This window comes from Paracoccus sigandri (assembly GCF_003709565.1).
Taxonomy (GTDB): Bacteria; Pseudomonadota; Alphaproteobacteria; order Rhodobacterales; family Rhodobacteraceae; genus Paracoccus; species Paracoccus siganidrum.
Window position 1 is genome coordinate 1 of record NZ_QNRC01000036.1, and the last position, 16,595, is coordinate 16,595.

Below are 16,595 nucleotides of genomic sequence, written 5' to 3' on the forward strand. Positions count from 1 at the left end.
TCCACAGCTCCTTCGGGATCGTGCCCGCCTGTTCCCATTCGCGCGAGAAGGGCGCGATCCGTTCGCCGCCGAAATCCCGCGCCATGTCGAAAATCGCCTGCTGCTCTTCGCCGAGTGCGAAATCCATGGCCCTTCCTCCCCTTCGACCCAAGAATTGAACATGCGTTTAGTTGCCAAATCTTGCAGCAGTTTTGCAAGCGGCCCCGGTCACAGACCGCCGGTTACAGATCCTTGCGGAACTCCTCGATCAGATAGTGGACGACGGCGCGCAGGGCCTCGTCGCGGCTGGCGCCGGCGGCCAGGGCGCCGGACAGGACGGTGCGCTGGCGTTGGGCGGCATTCTCGTGGCGGACCAGGTCGCGCAGCTGCGCGATCGCGGCCTGCGATCCCAGCGCGTCGCCATCCTCGGAGATCAGCGCGATCCAGTCCTCGGCCAGGTCGGTGAAGGGCTCGATCCGGCCAGCGCCGAAATCGATCAGCCCCTCGGCCGTGCCATAGCGGATCGCGCGCCAGCGATTCTCGCCCAGCAGGAAATTGTCGTATTGGCGCCAGCGGATATTGCTGCGCGACAGCCGCCACAGCATGCGGATCGTGGCCTGGATCAGCGCGGCCAGGGTGACGGTCTGCGACAGTCGCGGCGCGGCGTCGCAGATGCGGGTCTCCAGCGTCGGAAAGCGGGCCGAGGGGCGCAGGTCCCACCAGATCTTGCTGGCATCCTCGATGATCCCAAGGTCGGTCAACGCCTTGACCGAGCGCTCGTATTCGGACCAGCTGGCGAAATGTGGCGGCAGGCCGGTGCGGGGCATGTTGCCGAAGACGGTCGAGCGATAGGAGGCGAGGCCGGTATCCTCGCCCTGCCAGAACGGGCTGGAGGCCGAAAGCGCCAGCAGATGTGGCAGGAAATAGCCCAGCTGGTTCATGATGTCGATGCGCATGGCCGGGTCGGGCAGGCCGACATGGACATGCATCCCAGAGATCAGCATCCGCCGCGCCACGCCGCCCATGTCGCGCGACAGCGCGTTGTAGCGGTCCTTGTCGGTATGGTGCTGGTCGCGCCAGTCGGCGAAGGGATGGCAGGAGGCCGAGATCGGCGCCAGCCCGTATTCGCCCGCGATCCGGGCGATCGAGCCGCGCAGCCGGGCCAGATGGCCGCGCGCCTCGGCGATGTCGGCGGAGACCGGCGTGCCGACCTCGATCTGGCAGCGCAGGAATTCGGGGCTGACCTGGTCGTCCAGCTCGGCCGCGCAGGCGGCCATCAGCGCGTCGGGCGCCTCGGCCAGGTCGCCGGTTGCGGCATCGACCAGCAGGTATTCCTCTTCGATGCCAAGGGTGAAGTCGGGTTCACGGGTCATGGCCGTCCTTGCGAGAGGGGGCGTGCGCATGGGGCAGGGCAGCACAGGCGGAGGGGTGGCGCAAGGAAAAAGGGGGGCTGCGCGCCCCCCTCTTGGCCTGCGGCCAATTCACCCCGGCGGGATATTTGCGCCAAGATGAACGGGCTCAGTCCAGCGCCTTGAAGTTCAGCGCCGCGCCGTCCTTGATGCCCGAGAACCAGCGGGCGGTGACGGTCTTGGTCTTGGTGTAGAAGCGGAAGGCGTCGGGGCCGTACTGGTTCAGGTCGCCGAAGGCCGATTTCTTCCAGCCGCCGAAGGTGTAGTAGCTGAGCGGCACCGGGATCGGGAAGTTGATGCCGACCATGCCCACGTTGACGCGGCTGGCGAAGTCGCGCGCCGTGTCGCCATCGGCGGTGAAGATCGCCGTGCCGTTGCCGTAGTCGTTGTCGATCACCAGGTTCAGCGCGTCCTCGTAGCTCTGGGCGCGGACGGTCGAGAGGACCGGGCCGAAGATCTCTTCCTTGTAGATCTCCATGTCGCGGGTCACGTTGTCAAACAGCGACGGGCCGCAGAAGAAGCCGTCCTCGTAGCCCTGGATCTTCAGGTCGCGCCCGTCCACGACCAGCTTCGCGCCCTGATCCACGCCCGAGGCGATCAGCCGGTTGATGCGGTCCTGCGCGGCCTTGGTGATGACCGGGCCGAAATCCACGTCGTCGCCCGCCGTATAGGGGCCGACCTTCAGCTTCTCGATCTTCGGCACCAGCCGCTCGATCAGCGCGTCGGCGGTGGCGTCGCCCACCGGCACCGCGACCGAGATCGCCATGCAGCGTTCGCCCGCCGCCCCGAATCCCGCGCCCAGAAGCGCGTCGGCGGCCTTGTCCAGATCCGCGTCGGGCATGATCAGCATGTGGTTCTTGGCGCCGCCGAAGCATTGCGCGCGCTTGCCGTTCGCCGCCGCGCGGCCATAGATGTATTGCGCGATCGGGGTCGAGCCGACGAAGCCCACCGCCTGGATGGCCGGGTGGTCCAGGATGCCGTCCACCGCGTCCTTGTCGCCGTTCACGACCTGCAGCACGCCGTCGGGCAGTCCGGCCTCTTGCGCCAGCTTGGCCAGCATCAGCGAGGTCGAGGGCACGCGCTCGGACGGTTTCAGGATCATCGCGTTGCCGGCCGAGAGCGCCGGGCCCATCTTCCACAGCGGGATCATCGCCGGGAAGTTGAAGGGCGTGATGCCCGCGACCACGCCAAGCGGCTGGCGCATCGAATAGAGGTCGATGCCGGGGCCGGCATTGTCGGTATATTCGCCCTTCAGCAGGGCCGGCGCGCCCATGCAGACCTCGATCACCTCGAGGCCGCGCTGCACGTCGCCCTTCGCGTCGGGCAGGGTCTTGCCATGTTCGCGTGAGACCAGCTCGGCCAGGGCGTCCATGTTGTCGTTGATCAGCTGGCCGAATTTCATCATCACCCGCGCGCGGCGCTGCGGGTTGGTGGCGGCCCAGACCAGCTGCGCCTTCTCGGCGCTGGCGATGGCGGCGTTCAGCTCGTCGGCGCTGGCCAGCGGCACGCGGGCCTGCACCTCGCCGGTGGCGGGGTTCATGACATCGGAGAAGCGGCCCGAGGTGCCCTTGACTTCCTTGCCGTCGATCCAGTGATAGAGTTCCTGCATTGCATCCTCCTTGCGGTTGGGGGGCACTGTAGCCTTGCGGAAATGCGGCAAAAAGGGGCAGTCTGGCAAAAGGGATTTGCATTTCTGCAAAGGGCGGGGCCGTGGACTGGGATGATCTTCGCATTTTTCTGGCGGTGGCCCGCAGCGAAAGCCTGTCGGGGGCGGGGCGGCGGCTGGGCATGGATGCCTCGACCGTGGGGCGGCGGGTGGCGCGGCTGGAGGCGGCGGTGGGCGCGGTGCTGTTTCTGAAGACGCCGCAGGGCTACGCGCTGACCGAGGCGGGCGAGCGGCTGGTCGCCCCGGCCGAGGCATCCGAGAAGGCGGCGCTGGCGGCGGCCGAGGCGGTGCGGCGCGAGACGGGAATCTCGGGCCAGCTGCGGATCGGGGCGCCGGACGGCTGCGCGAACTACCTGCTGCCGCAGGTGGCCGGGGCCATGTGCGCCGCCCATCCGGGGCTGGAGATCCAGATCGTCGCGCAGCCGCGCGTCGTCAACCTGTCCAAGCGCGAGGCGGACATGGCGATCACCGTCTCGCCCCCCGATACCGGGCGGCTGGTGGTGCAGCGGCTGACCGATTACCGGCTGCACCTGGCGGGGCAGGCGGATTACCTGGACCGCCATCCGCCGATCCGCGACCTGGAGGACCTGAAGGGGCACCGGATGATCGGCTATATCCCCGACATGATCTTCGACCGCGAACTGGACTACCTGTCCGAGACGGGGGCCGATTCGGCGGCGCTCAGCTCGAATTCGGTCTCGGTGCAGATGCAGGCGATCCGGGCCGGGGCGGGGCTGGGGATCGTCCACGACTTCGCCATGCCCTTCGTGCCCGAGCTGCGCCCGGTGCTGGCGCGGCGCATCGCGCTGACCCGCGCCTTCTGGCTGCTGCGCCATGCCGACGACCGCGCCTCGCGCCGCCTGACCCTGCTGGCCGAGGAGCTTGCGCAGCGCATCCGCCACGAGGTCCAGCGGCTGGAGGCGCTGCTGTGGCGGCAGCCGGTAAGTCGGACTTGACGGCTTGGGATTCGGGGCAAAAGATGAACTCAACCAAGCCGTGAAGGAGAAAGCCGCGATGCTCGTGAACCAGTTGCTGTCGATGAAGGGGACCTCGGGCAAGCCGGGGATCGAGGCCGGGACGATCGTCACGATCCCGCCCCAGGCCACGCTTGCGGAAGCGGCGCAGCTGTTGGCCGAACACCGGATCGGCGCCGCCGTGGTCTCGTCCGACGGGCGCAAGCCCGAGGGGATCCTGTCCGAACGCGATGTCGTGCGCCAGCTGGGCGGCCACGGCCCCGAGATCCTGTCCACGCCGATCAGCGAGGTGATGACCCGGACCGTGCAGACCTGCACCACCGCCGACGACGCCCTGGACGTGCTGGACCGCATGACCAAGGGCCGCTTCCGCCACATGCCGGTCGTCGACGAGGACGGCAACATGCTGGGCGTGATCTCGATCGGCGATGCGGTCAGCGGGCGCCTGAAGGAACTGGCGGCCGAAAAAGAGGCGCTGACCGGCATGATCATGGGCAGCTGAAAACCCGCCTTCCCCTGTTCAAGCGGTTGCAATCCCGGCTCGAATCCGTTTTGGCTGGGGGAACAGGTTTGACTGAGGACGCCAGATCATGCGCATTGGCCTCTATCCCGGCACTTTCGACCCCATCACCCTGGGCCATGTCGACATCATCCAGCGCGCGATGGCGCTGGTCGACCGGCTGGTGATCGGCGTCGCGATCAACCGCGACAAGGGGCCGATGTTCGATCTGGACGAACGGGTCCAGATGGTGCGCACCGAATGCGCCGAGATCGTCACCCGCACCGGCGGCGAGATCCTGGTCCACCCGTTCGAGAACCTGCTGATCGACTGCGCGCGCGATGTCGGCGCCTCGGTCATCGTGCGCGGGCTGCGCGCGGTCACCGATTTCGAATACGAATTCCAGATGGTCGGCATGAACCGGGCGCTGGATTCCAGCATCGAGACCGTCTTCCTGATGGCCGATGCGCAGCGGCAGGCCATCGCCTCGAAGCTGGTCAAGGAGATCGCCCGGCTGGGCGGCGACGTGTCGAAATTCGTCACCCCCGCCGTCTGCGAGGCGCTGATGCGCCGGGTGGCACGGGCCTGATCCGCGCCCGCCTGATCCGCGCCGGCCTGATCCGCGTTGCCAGCCCGGCGGTCGCGCACTAACCTTTCCCTGCGCGCGAGATCCATGGGAGGCAAGTGATGATCCGTTCCGACCCCTCGATTCCGCGCCCCGTGCCCCAGCCGCCCCGCGATCCGCTGCCCGATCCACTACCTGATCCGGCGCCCGACAGGCCCGACGACCTGCCCGAGCCGGAACAGGTCGGATTCGCGGCCATTGGGGGCGCGCTGGCCGACGGCTGGCGCGATTTCCGCCGCGCCCCGGCCTTCGGGCTGCTGTTTTCCGCCTTCTATGTCGCGGGCGGGCTGGTGCTGGCGGCGGTCGCGCTGGCCTCGGGGCAGGACTGGTGGCTGATTCCCTTCATCCTGGGCTTCCCGCTGATCGCCCCCTTCGCGGCGGTCGGGCTCTATGATGTCAGCCGCCGGATCGAGGCGGCCGAGCCCCTGGACTGGCGTGCCGTCACCCGCGTGGTCTTCGCCCAGAGGAACCGGCAGATCCCGTCCATGGCGATGGTGATCCTGCTGCTGTTCATGTTCTGGGTCTTCGTCGCCCATACCGTTTTCGCGCTGTTCATGGGCGTGTCGGCGCTGACCAACATCACCTCCTCGCCCGAGGTGCTGCTGCAGGGGCGGGGGCTGGTCATGCTGCTGGTGGGCACGCTGGTCGGGGCGGGATTCGCGGGCGTGCTGTTCTGCATCACCGTGGTCGGCCTGCCGCTGCTTCTGGAACGAGAGGTGGATTTCATCACCGCCATCATCACCTCGTTCCGGGCGGTGGGGCGCAATCCGGCGGTGATGCTGGCCTGGGCGGCGGTGATCGCCGGGCTTCTGGCGCTGGGGATCCTGCCGATGTTTCTGGGCCTGTTCGTGGTGCTGCCGGTGCTGGGCCATGCCAGCTGGCACATGTATCGCCGCCTGATGCCCTAGCGGCCCTAGCCCCGCCCGATGAAGGGCATGTTGGTCGCCATCACCGTCATGAACTGGACATTCGCGCCCTCGGGCAGGCTGGCCATGTGCAGGACCGCATCGGCGACCACCGCGACATCCATCAGCGGCTCGGGCGCGGGCGAGGATCGGCTGACCTCTACCAGCAATTCGGTCGCCGCATTGCCGATGTCGATCTGGCCGCAGGCGATGCCGAAATCGCGCCCGTCCAGCGACAGGCTGCGGGTCAGCCCCGTCACAGCATGTTTGGACACCGTATAGGCGACCGAGCCCGGCCGCGGCGCATGGGCCGAGATCGAGCCGTTGTTGATGATCCGCCCGCCTTGCGGATCCTGCGCCCGCATGAGGCGGAAGGCCGCGCGGGCGCAGAGGAACATGCCGGTGACGTTGATGTCGATCACGTCGCGGAAATCGGCGGGCGCCACCTGGTCGGGCAGGGCCGGGGACAGCCCGCGCCCGGCATTATTGAACAGCGCGTCGATCCGGCCCCATTCCGCCGCGACGGTCTCGAAAGCCGCGTCCACCGCCGCCGCGTCGCGCACGTCGCAGGGCAGGATCCGCGCCTGCGCATGGTCCTGCGCGGTCTCGCGCAGCGCCGCCTCGCGCCGGCCGATCAGGGCGACGCGCCAGCCATGAGCCAGGAAATGCCGCGCGGTGGCCCGGCCGATGCCGCTGCCCGCGCCGGTGACGATGATGCCCGGTCCTGCCATCCGCGCCTTCCCTCAGCCCGCGATCACCTGCTGGTTCTGCACGCCCAGCCCGTCGATGCCAAGCCGCATCTGCTGGCCCGCGCGCAGATAGCGTGGCGGCTTCATCCCCATGCCGACGCCCGCGGGCGTGCCGGTGGTGATCACATCGCCCGGATGCAGCGTGCCATAGCGCGAGCATTCCGCCACCAGCCGCGCGACGCCGAAGACCATCTGCGCGGTCGATCCGTCCTGCATCCGCTCGCCGTCCACCTCCAGCCACAGGCGCAGGGCGGCGGGATCGGCGATCTCGTCCTTCGTGACCAGCCAGGGCCCCAGCGGACCGAAGCCGTCATGGCCCTTGCCCTTGTCCCAGGTGCCGCCCCGGCGCAGCTGCCAGTCGCGCTCGCTGATGTCGTTGACGACGCAATAGCCCGCGACATGCGCCATCGCCTCGCTTTCCGACAGGTTCCGGGCGGTGCTGCCGATGACGATGCCCAGTTCGACCTCCCAGTCGGTCGCGGCCGAGCCGGCGGGCAGGTGCAGCGGGTCGTCGGGACCGGCGATCGAGCTGGTCCATTTCGTGAAGATGACCGGCTCGGCCGGAAGCTCCATGCCGGCCTCGCTGGCGTGGCAGGCATAGTTCAGCCCGATGGCGATGAACTTGCCGACCTGGCCGATGCAGGGGCCAAGCCGCAGGTCCTGTTGCGGGATGCCCTCGACCAGCGGCAGGGTCTCGGGGTCCAGCGCGGCCAGGCGGGCAAGCCCCTCGGGCGTCAGCACCTGGCCCGCGATGTCGTCTATATGGCCCGACAGGTCGCGGACCCGGCCGGCGCCGTCCAGCAGGCCCGGACGTTCGGACCCGGACGGGCCGTAGCGTAGCAGTTTCATTCCTCTCCTCCCTCTCGCGATCCGGCGGACGCCTCGCCCCCGCCCGGATCGGGGCCAGTCTAGCGGCAGCGGGCGCGAATGGTTTTCCCCGATGTCGCTATGCTGATTATCGCATCGGCGAAGAATGCCGCCCGCCGCGACCAGAGCCGAAGCCGCGCCGGAACGCAACCGCCCGCGCGACGGGAGGCAGGAATGCGAAACGGCCCGCATCGCGGGCCGCATCCGGCAGAGGGGCCGGGCCGCTGCCGCGGCGATCAGTGGCCCGAAGGAGGCGCCAGCTTCTTGGTCCCACCACCCGCCAGCGGATCGTCCTGGCGCTGGACCGAGCCCTCGAAATGCGCGCCGGATTCGATGGCGATCGTCTTGTGGATGATGTCGCCCTCGACCCGCGCGGTGGCGGTCAGGCGCACCTTCAGCCCGCGGACCCGGCCGACGACGCGGCCATGCACCACGACTTCGTCGCCGACGATCTCGCCCTTGATGGTGGCGGATTCGCCGACCACCAGCTGATGGGCGCGCACGTCGCCCTCGACGGTGCCCTCGATCTGGATGTCGCCCTCGGTCAGGATATTGCCGGTGACGGTCAGGTCCGCCGACAGGACCGAGGGGGCGCTGCGCTGGCGTTGCTGGGGTGGTTGCGGCGCCGGGACGGCCTCGCTGCGTTCGGGCGCGGGGCTGGGCGCGGGCGCGGCTTCGGCGCCGGATTGCTGGGGACGGTTCTCGGTTACGCGGGTCTTAGAAAACATTTTCTGCAGCCTTGATGAAGCTCATCGGATCGACGGCGCGACCATTCACGCGCACCTCGTAGTGCAGGTGCGGGCCGGTCGAGCGTCCGGTATTCCCCATATCACCGATCAATTCGCCTTGCGACACCCTTTGGCCGACCTTCACGCGAATGCGCGACAGATGGGCGTAGCGGGTCTCGGTGCCCAGCTCGTGTTCGATCTTGATCAGGTTGCCATAGGCGCCCTGGCGGCCGGCGAAGGTGATGACGCCGTCGCCCGTCGCATGGATCGGCGTGCCGACCGGCGCGGCCATGTCCACGCCCTCATGCGCGCGGCCCCAGCGGCGGCCGAAGCCCGAGGAATAGCGGAACGAGTTCTTGACCGGCATGGCCAGCGGCAGCTTCTCGATGGCGATGCGGTAGGTGTTCATCTGGTCCAGCGTGACCATGATCTGCCGGGCCTTCACGTCGCGTTCGCTCAGCGAGGCGTCGCCGCGGCTGGAGCGCGACAGCGGCGTCAGCGGCCCGCCCTGCCCGGAATAGCCCGAGCGGATCGTCTGCAGGACCTGGTCCGGGTTCATGCCGACCGAGCGGAACACGTCGTCCAGCGGCTTGGTCGAGAAGGCGACCGCGCTTTCCACCTCGGAGAGGATCTCGTCGTTGCGGGCGATGATCTCGTCGCGTTCCTGCTGCAGCTGTTCCATGGCGATGCGCGACCGCTCGGCCTCTTCCACGGCTTCGGATCGCTGGGTGGCGGCCTGTTTCAGCTCGCCCGACAGGATGTCCAGCGCGACCGAGAATTCCTCGTTCAGGTTGCCGTCGGCCAGCGGGCCGAAATCGTCGGTGCCGTTATGCTGCGCGGCGACCTTGGCGCTGTCGCGTTCGGCGATGGCGTTGCGCAGCGTGGACTGGACGACGCCCAGGCCGGTCTCCAGCTCTCGCCGGCGTTCTTCCGAGGCCAGCAGTTGCGACTGCATCTTGGAAACCTGGTCCAGCGCGATGGTGAAGCGGTTCTGGGCGGCCACGGCCTCGGCCGCGCGGGCGTCGCGTTCCGCCGAAAGCTGGTCGAGCCGCGCCTCGAAGGCGGCCTGGCTGCGCATCGTCTGGTCGCGGGTCGAGCCCGAGCTGACCGCGTCGATCACCAGGATCGAGCTGGCCACCATCGTCCAGGAGAAGGCCAGGGTGATGCCGCCGATGGCGACAAGCTGGGTGACGGGGCGAAGCCGGATGAAACGCGTCGTGCTGTCCGATCGAAGAAAAAGGCGTTGCTCGGGCAACCAGTTTTCCAACGATGCGTTCAGTCGGTTCATCAGGCGTTTCGGCAAGGCATGTCCCCCGGCGAGTTGCGCCCGTTCTGGCCGGGGCGCGCTGGTTTCGCTCGCCTTGCGATAAACAGGACCTGTGCCTTCATGGCAACAGACGAGGTGCCGCGCGCGCAGCAGATGGGCGGATATGCGCCGCTTCGCGCGAAAATCCGCCGAAACCGGACGGTTCAGCGAAAAATCGTCACGCAATTTCATAAGGTAGCGGTCCATTCCTGTCTGCGGGGATGCGCAGCGGCCGGTCGATGGGCGGGACCGAGCGCTGATGGCAGTCCGGGCGCGGGCAGATTCGGCAGGAAATGCCGATCGGCTCGAAGATTCGCGGCTTCGACAGGTCCAGCCCGTCGGCATAGACCATGCCCTCGGCATGGGCGACCTCGCAGCCCAGGCCGATGGCGAAGCGGCGTACCGGCGCGTTGAAGGCCCCGGCCGGTTTCGAGACGTCGCGCGACAGCAGAAGATAGCGCACCCCGTCCGGCGTCTCGGCCAGCTGGCGCAGGAAGCGGCCGGGCTGCTCGAAGGCCTGGTGCACGTTCCACAGCGGGCAGGCGCCGCCGAAGCGCGCGAATTGCAGCCGCGTGGCCGAGTGGCGCTTGGTGATCGTGCCGGCCTGGTCGACGCGGACGAAGAAGAAGGGCACGCCCTTCGCGGCGGGGCGCTGCAGCGTGGACAGCCGGTGCGCGACCTGTTCCAGCGAGGCGCCGAACAGATGGGCCAGCCGCTCCAGGTCGTGGCGCTCGGTCCGGGCGGCGGTCAGGAAGGCGCGATAGGGCAACAGCGCGGCCCCGGCGAAATAGTTGGCCATGCCGATCCGGGCAATGTCGCGGGCCGCGTCGCTGCGGAAGCGCGCCAGGTCCAGCGTCGCCTCCAGCAATTCGTGCTGCCGTTCCAGGGCGACGATATGCAGCAGCTGGAAGACGCGGGTCGGGGCCTCGGCCGCCGCGTTCATGGTGATCTGGCTGCCCTGGCGGCGGAAGACCGCGCCCGAGGGCATCTCGGCCAGCGTGACGCGGATGCCCTTGCCCTCCAGCGCCTGGACGGCGATCTGCCAGGGATCGCCGCGCTGGCCGCCGGGGCAGGCGAAATGTTCGGCGGCGCGGTCCACCGCATCGATGTAGTTGTCGCAATAGTGGAAGAAGTCGCGCACTTCCTCCCATGGCGTGGCCATGGCGTTCTGGCCCGCCGCCCCGATCGCCTCGTCCAGCGCGGCCAGGCGTTCCTGGCCCTGCCGATGCGCGCGGTAGAGATCCAGGAAGGCCCGCGCCAGCACCGGGGCATTGGTCGCGGCCAGCCGCAGGTCGGCCAGCGGCGGCACGGTGTCGAACAGCGGATCGGCCAGCGCCTCCTGCATGTCGATGACCATGCGGTCGGCGTCGCCCGCCGCCAGGGCCGACAGGTCGATCCCGAATTCCTGCGCCAGACGCAGCAGCACCCCGGCCGAGATCGGCCGGTGGTTGTTTTCCATCTGCGACAGATAGGGCAGCGACACGCCCAGCCGGTCGGCGAATTGCCGCTGGCTGAGCCCGGCCCGCGCCCGCGTCTCGCGCAGCGACGCGCCGGCATAGATCTTCTGAGTCGCCATGAAACCCTCCACGCTTTGCAAAACCTTCTGTAGCGTTTGCAAAGCGACGTGGGCAAGGGCGCGCAGGCGGCCGGGGACGTGGCTGGCGAAAGGGGCGGTCAGGGCTGTCATGGCCCCGACCATGGCGCAGGAAGGTTAAGATCGGGTTGAGACGGGTTCAGCCCATCCGGTTCAGCTGCGCCTCGCGCCGCATGACCCACAGGATCGACATGAGCGCCCCCACCGCCGAGCCGGTCATGATCACCAGCAGCGGCGTCGCGCCCGCGCCGGGCTGCAGCATCGCCCCGGCCAGCGCCGACAGGGCCGCGCCGCCCGCGATGGCCAGCGCGCCGCCCAGCCCGCTGGCGGTTCCGGCAAGCTCGGGGCGGACGCTCATCATGCCGGCATTGGCACTGGGCAGGACCATGCCGTTGCCAAGCCCCATCACCGCGATGGCGCCGAAGAAGATGAAGGGATGCACATGCCCCAGCAGGTCGGCCATCAGCGCCGCGGCCAGCGCGGCCAGGCAGATGATGGCGCCGGCCAGGATCATCCGGTTCATGCCGATCACCGCGGACCAGCGCCCCGAGGCCGCATTGCCCAGCAGATAGCCGATCGAGGGGGCGGCGAAGAAATAGCCGACCTGGGCGGGCGACAGGTGGAAGACGTTCTCGCCCACGAAGGGCGCGCCGCCCAGATAGGCGAAGAACGAGCCCGAGGACAGCGTCGCCGCGCCGCAATAGCCCCAGAAGCGGACCGAGCGCGCCAGCACCGGATAGTTCCGCATCTGCTGGCGCAGCGGGATGCCGCCGCCGCGCACCGTCTCGCCCATGTCGCGCCAGGCGATGGCCATGACGATCACCCCCAGCAGGCCCATCATGGCGAAATTCGCCCGCCAGCCGAAGGCCTCGTCCAGCACGCCGCCGATGACCGGCGCCAGCATCGGCACCACCGACATGCCCATGGTGACATAGCCGATCATCGAGGCCGCGCGGTTGCCGTCATAGAGGTCGCGCACCACCGCGCGCGGCACCAGCATGCAGGTGGCGATGCTGGCCTGGACCAGCCGGAAGACCAGGAAGGTGGTCACGTCGCGCGCCAGCAGCGTGCCGATCGTCGCCAGAAGGAAGATCGCCAGCCCCCACAGCACCACCGGCCGCCGCCCCAGCCGGTCGCTGATCGGCCCGGCCAGCAGCTGCAACACCGCGCTGGCGCCGATATAGGCCGAGACGGAAAGCTGCATCACCCCGTATTCCACGCCGAAATCCCGCGCCATGCCCGGCAGCGAGGGCAGGAACACGTTCATCGACAGCGCCGCCATGCCGGTCAGCGCCACAAGGGTCAGCAGATGCGGGGCGGTCCTGGCGGAAGTCATGGCAGATGAACCAGCCGCGCGCGATCACCGTCGCCGGCGGCGCGGTTGCCGTGGTTCGGATGGCCGTGCCGGGCCACCGTGGGAAAGGCATTCGACGCGATCAGCAGGCCGATGGCGACGGCCGGGACGGGCAGGGACACGGTCTCAGTCCCACTGGCTCTGCCGGTCGCGGGCAAGGTTGCCGAAACGGGTGAACTGGCCCTCGAAGGACAGCTCGACCGTGCCGATGGGGCCGTGGCGCTGCTTGCCCAGGATCACCTCGGCCTTGCCGTGGCAGGTCTCCATCACCTGCTGCCATTTCGCCATCGCATCCAGGTCGCTGTCCGAGGGCTTCTCGCGCTCGCGGTAATATTCCTCGCGGAAGACGAACATCACGATATCGGCGTCCTGCTCGATACTGCCCGATTCGCGCAGGTCCGACAGCTGCGGGCGCTTGTCCTCGCGGTTCTCGACCTGGCGCGACAGCTGCGAGAGCGCGATGACCGGGATGTTCAGCTCCTTGGCGACGGCCTTCAGGCCCTGGGTGATCTCGGAAACCTCGTTCACGCGGCTGTCCTTGGCGCTGGCGGCCTTCAGCAGCTGCAGATAGTCCACCATCAGCACGTCGAGGCCATGGGTGCGCTTCAGCTTGCGGGCGCGGGCGGCCAGCTGGTTGATCGGCAGGGCGGGCGTGTCGTCGATATAGAGCGGGCAGTTCTGCAGCGCGTGCGCCGCCTCGACGAAGCGGCGGAACTCGGCCTCGTCCATGTTGCCGCTGCGGATGCGTTCGCTGGGGACCTCGGCGGCCTCGGACAGGATGCGCGCGGCCAGCTGCTCGGCCGACATCTCCAGGCTGAAGAAGCCGACCACGCCGCCCTCGACCGTGCCGATGGTGCCGTCGGGGCGTTCGCCGGTCTTGTGCGCCCTGGCGATGTTGAAGGCGATGTTGGTCGCCAGCGAGGTCTTGCCCATCGAGGGGCGGCCGGCCAGGATGATCAGGTCGGAATTGTTCAGCCCGCCCATCTTGCCGTCCAGATCGACCAGCCCGGTAGAAATCCCCGACAGCTTGCCGTCGCGCTGATAGGCGGCGTTCGCGGCCTGCACGGCGCCGGTCACGGCCTTGAGGAAGCTCTGGAAGCCGCGTTCCGCGACGCCCTGCTCGCCCAGCTTGTAGAGCGTCTGCTCGGCCGCCTTGATCTGCTCCTCGGCATCGTCATCGACCTCGACGCTGGCGGCGCGGGCGGAAATGTCCTGCCCCAGCGCGATCAGCTCGCGCCGCAGGGCGAATTCGCGGATCATCTGCGCATAGTCGCGCGCCGCATAGGCCGAGATCGCCGCCCCCGCCAGCCGCGCCAGATAGGGCGCGCCGCCCAGTTCCTTCAGGCCCTCGTCATGCTCCATGAAGGCCTTGATGGTGACCGGGCTGGCCAGCGCGTTCTTGCGGATCCGCTCGGCGCAGATGTCGAAGATGCGGGCATGGACGGGGTGATAGAAATGCTCGGGCTTGATGATCTGGCTGACCCGGTCGAATACGTCGTTGTTGGTCAAGAGCGCGCCCAGAAGCTGCTGCTCGGCCTCCAGCGAATAGGGGACGGCGGGCGTTTCCTCGCCGGCGTCCTGCTGCCCCGGAATGATCGCGCGCAAGCCGCTCATCTGCCCCTCTGCCCCTGTCTTGTGGTTATGAGACCCCTTTTACCCCATATGAAGGCCGCGCGAAATCCCGCGCGGCCGCATTTCGGGGGGCGGATCTGTGGATCGCCTGTGGATAAATCGGCGATCAGCCGTTTGCCGCCTGCCAGCCGCGCGGATCGTTCAGGAAGGCCTCGACCTCGGCCAGCGTGGCCTCGTCGAAGGCGGATTGCGCACGGGCCTCGGCCAGCACGTCCCACCAGGTGCAGAGATGGTGCAGGCTGACGCCGTGATCGGCCAGCCGCTGCGTGGTCTCCGGGAAGATCCCGTAATAGAAGATCACCGCGGTATGGGCGCAAGCCGCCCCGGTCTCGCGGATCGCGTCCACGAAGGACAGCTTGCTGCCGCCATCGGTGGTCAGGTCCTCGACCAGCAGCACCCGCTGGCCCTCGTGCATCACGCCCTCGATGCGGGCGTTGCGGCCGTAGCCCTTGGGCTTCTTGCGCACATAGGTCATCGGCAGGGCCAGCCGCTCGGCCATCATGGCGGCGAAGGGGATGCCCGCGGTCTCGCCGCCCGCGACGTTGTCGAAGGCCTCGAAACCGGCATCGCGCATCACCGTCGCGGCCATGAAATCCAAGAGCGTGGCGCGCACGCGGGGAAAGCTGATGATCCGGCGGCAATCGACATAGGTCGGCCCCTTCAGGCCCGAGGCATAGGTGAAGGGCTGGGCCGCGTTGAAATCCACCGCCCGGATCTCCAGCAGCATCCGGGCCGACAGGCGGGCGATCTCCTCGCGGGTGGGAAAGGTCAGGCTCATGCGTCCTCCAGATGCCAGAACAGGGGAAAGCCGGGGTCGAAGACGGTGACGGTCTCGTCCCCCGCCACGATCTGCGCGGGATAGTCGGCGGGGATGTCGCGTTTCACCAGCCGGATGCGGTCCTCGTTGGGGGGCAAGCCATAGAAGGCGGCGCCGTTCAGGCTGGCGAAGGCTTCCAGCCGGTCCAGGGCGCCGTCTTCCTCGAAGACATGGGCCAGGATCGACATGGTGTTCGGCGCGGTGAAGCAGCCCGCGCAGCCGCAGGGTTGCAGCTTGGCGCTGTCGGGATGCGGCGCGCTGTCGGTGCCCAGGAAGAAGCGCGCCTCGCCACTGGTCGCCGCCTCGCGCAGCGCCAGCCGGTGCGATTCGCGCTTGGCGACCGGCAGGCAATAGTAATGCGGCCGGATGCCGCCCGCCAGGATCGCGTTGCGGTTGATGACCAGGTGATGGGTGGTGATCGTCGCGCCCAGGCCGTCGCCGCCGGAGCGGGCATAGGCCACGCCGTCGCTGGTGGTGATATGCTCCATCACCACGCGCAGGCCGGGCGTCGCGCGGCGGACCGGGTCCAGCACGCGGTCGATGAAGACGGCCTCGCGGTCGAAGATGTCCACCGCGGGGTCGGTCACCTCGCCATGCACGCAAAGCGGGATGCCGGCCTCGGCCATCGCCTCCAGCACCGGGCGCACCCGGTCGACATCGGTCACGCCGCTGGCCGAATTGGTGGTGGCGCCGGCGGGATAGAGCTTCACGGCGCGGATGATTCCCGCCGCATGGGCGCTGACCACATCGGCGGGATCGGTGCCGTCCGTCAGGTAGAGCGTCATCTGCGGACTGAGCGCCGCGCCCTCGGGCAGGGCGGCAAGGATGCGATCGCGATAGGCGGCGGCCTGGGCGCCCGTGACCACGGGCGGCACCAGATTGGGCATGATGATGGCGCGGCCGAATGCGGCCGAATGCGGGGCGACGGCGGCCAGCATCGCGCCATCGCGCAGATGCAGGTGCCAGTCGTCCGGGCGGCGAAGGGTGATGCTGTGCTGGTCCATGGCCCGCCTCTATACACGGGCCGCGCGTCTTGCCAAGCCGCCGTGCCCGATCTTCAGCCATTCCCCAGGCGGGCAGGAGCTATACAAAAGTGCTGGTTGCGCCGCGCGGCACTAAGTCGCACCATGCCCGTCTATGACGAACCTATTTGGAACATGCATATGATCACCCCTGCTGCGGCGAAGGTTTTGACTTCGCGCAACCTGCCCCTTTACCTGTGGCTTCAGATTGGGCGCATCGCCCTGGAATCGCAGATGGTCATCGCCATGCGGATGGCCGGGATGATGGGCATCGTCACGCAAAGCCCAGGCGAGCCCTTCCGCATGGTGGCCGAGAAACAGGCGGCGGCCTCGGAATCGCTCTATGCGGCGATCCAGGCGGCCAGCCGCGGCCATAGTGGCGATCGCGTGCTGTCGGCGGCGCTGCGCCCCTATGGCCGGCGCACCCGCGCCAATTCCCGCCGACTGGCCCGCGCGAAAAGCGCCTGAG

The 16,595-nt window shown here is 68.5% G+C and carries 18 protein-coding genes; 5 read left to right on the forward strand and 13 right to left on the reverse strand.

All coding sequences use genetic code 11. From position 1 onward, the window contains the following. From C9E82_RS20700 to C9E82_RS20710, 3 genes are all read right to left on the reverse strand, one after another. A partial coding sequence (locus C9E82_RS20700; RefSeq protein ID WP_147393036.1) for an acyl-CoA dehydrogenase family protein occupies positions 1 to 127 on the reverse strand: 127 nt, incomplete at its 3' end. Between the two features lie 94 nt (positions 128 to 221). Continuing rightward, the gene (locus C9E82_RS20705; RefSeq protein WP_119901197.1) at positions 222 to 1,352 is read right to left on the reverse strand and encodes a carboxylate-amine ligase; all 1,131 of its coding nucleotides are present in this window, start codon (positions 1,350 to 1,352) and stop codon (positions 222 to 224) included. A 145-nt stretch (positions 1,353 to 1,497) separates the two neighbouring features. After that, on the reverse strand, positions 1,498 to 2,997 hold the full coding sequence (locus C9E82_RS20710; RefSeq protein WP_119901198.1) for a CoA-acylating methylmalonate-semialdehyde dehydrogenase: 1,500 nt from the start codon (positions 2,995 to 2,997) through the stop codon (positions 1,498 to 1,500). Between the two features lie 101 nt (positions 2,998 to 3,098). On the opposite strand from C9E82_RS20710, the gene C9E82_RS20715 reads away from it, so the two are divergent. The 4 genes from C9E82_RS20715 to C9E82_RS20730 all read left to right on the forward strand — a co-directional run bounded on the left by C9E82_RS20715 (position 3,099) and on the right by C9E82_RS20730 (position 6,060). Then, positions 3,099 to 4,010, forward strand: a complete 912-nt coding sequence (locus tag C9E82_RS20715; protein ID WP_122449381.1) for a LysR family transcriptional regulator — start codon at positions 3,099 to 3,101, stop codon at positions 4,008 to 4,010. Positions 4,011 to 4,068: 58 nt separating this feature from the next. Next, positions 4,069 to 4,530: a CBS domain-containing protein gene (locus C9E82_RS20720; RefSeq protein WP_119898706.1), complete on the forward strand. Its 462-nt coding sequence runs from the start codon at positions 4,069 to 4,071 to the stop codon at positions 4,528 to 4,530. 88 nt (positions 4,531 to 4,618) lie between these two features. Beyond that, on the forward strand, positions 4,619 to 5,116 hold the full coding sequence (gene coaD / locus C9E82_RS20725) for a pantetheine-phosphate adenylyltransferase (RefSeq protein ID WP_119898705.1): 498 nt from the start codon (positions 4,619 to 4,621) through the stop codon (positions 5,114 to 5,116). 98 nt (positions 5,117 to 5,214) lie between these two features. After that, the gene (locus tag C9E82_RS20730) at positions 5,215 to 6,060 is read left to right on the forward strand and encodes a DUF2189 domain-containing protein (protein ID WP_119898704.1); all 846 of its coding nucleotides are present in this window, start codon (positions 5,215 to 5,217) and stop codon (positions 6,058 to 6,060) included. Between the two features lie 5 nt (positions 6,061 to 6,065). On the opposite strand, the gene C9E82_RS20735 is transcribed toward C9E82_RS20730, so the two are convergent. The 10 genes from C9E82_RS20735 to pyrC form a co-directional block, all read right to left on the reverse strand. Beyond that, the gene (locus C9E82_RS20735) at positions 6,066 to 6,788 is read right to left on the reverse strand and encodes an SDR family oxidoreductase (RefSeq protein ID WP_119898703.1); all 723 of its coding nucleotides are present in this window, start codon (positions 6,786 to 6,788) and stop codon (positions 6,066 to 6,068) included. Between the two features lie 12 nt (positions 6,789 to 6,800). Continuing rightward, positions 6,801 to 7,655: a fumarylacetoacetate hydrolase family protein gene (locus C9E82_RS20740; protein WP_119898702.1), complete on the reverse strand. Its 855-nt coding sequence runs from the start codon at positions 7,653 to 7,655 to the stop codon at positions 6,801 to 6,803. Positions 7,656 to 7,909: 254 nt separating this feature from the next. Further along, positions 7,910 to 8,401: a bactofilin family protein gene (locus C9E82_RS20745; RefSeq protein ID WP_119898701.1), complete on the reverse strand. Its 492-nt coding sequence runs from the start codon at positions 8,399 to 8,401 to the stop codon at positions 7,910 to 7,912. Beyond that, complete coding sequence (locus C9E82_RS20750; RefSeq protein WP_244936049.1) at positions 8,391 to 9,704, reverse strand: M23 family metallopeptidase; 1,314 nt, start codon at positions 9,702 to 9,704, stop codon at positions 8,391 to 8,393. The genes C9E82_RS20745 and C9E82_RS20750 overlap by 11 nt, the downstream gene beginning before the upstream one ends. A gap of 181 nt (positions 9,705 to 9,885) precedes the next feature. Continuing rightward, complete coding sequence (locus C9E82_RS20755; RefSeq protein WP_119898708.1) at positions 9,886 to 11,283, reverse strand: helix-turn-helix domain-containing protein; 1,398 nt, start codon at positions 11,281 to 11,283, stop codon at positions 9,886 to 9,888. 157 nt (positions 11,284 to 11,440) lie between these two features. Beyond that, positions 11,441 to 12,637 carry a multidrug effflux MFS transporter gene (locus C9E82_RS20760; protein ID WP_119898699.1) on the reverse strand — a complete coding sequence of 399 codons (1,197 nt, stop codon included), beginning with the start codon at positions 12,635 to 12,637 and terminating at the stop codon, positions 11,441 to 11,443. Further along, entirely contained in the window at positions 12,634 to 12,777 is a 144-nt protein-coding gene (locus C9E82_RS24235; RefSeq protein WP_147393102.1) for a DMT family protein, read from the reverse strand. Before C9E82_RS24235 ends, C9E82_RS20760 begins: the two co-directional genes overlap by 4 nt. A 4-nt stretch (positions 12,778 to 12,781) precedes the next feature. Beyond that, positions 12,782 to 14,269 (reverse strand): replicative DNA helicase, encoded by a 1,488-nt coding sequence (locus C9E82_RS20765; protein ID WP_119898698.1) that lies wholly within the window; start codon positions 14,267 to 14,269, stop codon positions 12,782 to 12,784. Positions 14,270 to 14,393: 124 nt separating this feature from the next. Beyond that, positions 14,394 to 15,065, reverse strand: coding sequence for an orotate phosphoribosyltransferase (locus tag C9E82_RS20770; protein WP_119898697.1), 672 nt, complete (start codon positions 15,063 to 15,065; stop codon positions 14,394 to 14,396). Then, entirely contained in the window at positions 15,062 to 16,108 is a 1,047-nt protein-coding gene (gene pyrC / locus C9E82_RS20775; protein ID WP_119898696.1) for a dihydroorotase, read from the reverse strand. Before pyrC ends, C9E82_RS20770 begins: the two co-directional genes overlap by 4 nt. 159 nt (positions 16,109 to 16,267) lie before the next feature. Here pyrC and C9E82_RS20780 point away from each other — a divergent pair, with 159 nt between their 5' ends. Further along, positions 16,268 to 16,594 carry an antibiotic ABC transporter gene (locus C9E82_RS20780; protein ID WP_119898707.1) on the forward strand — a complete coding sequence of 109 codons (327 nt, stop codon included), beginning with the start codon at positions 16,268 to 16,270 and terminating at the stop codon, positions 16,592 to 16,594. The last annotated feature ends 1 nt before the right edge of the window (position 16,595 follow it).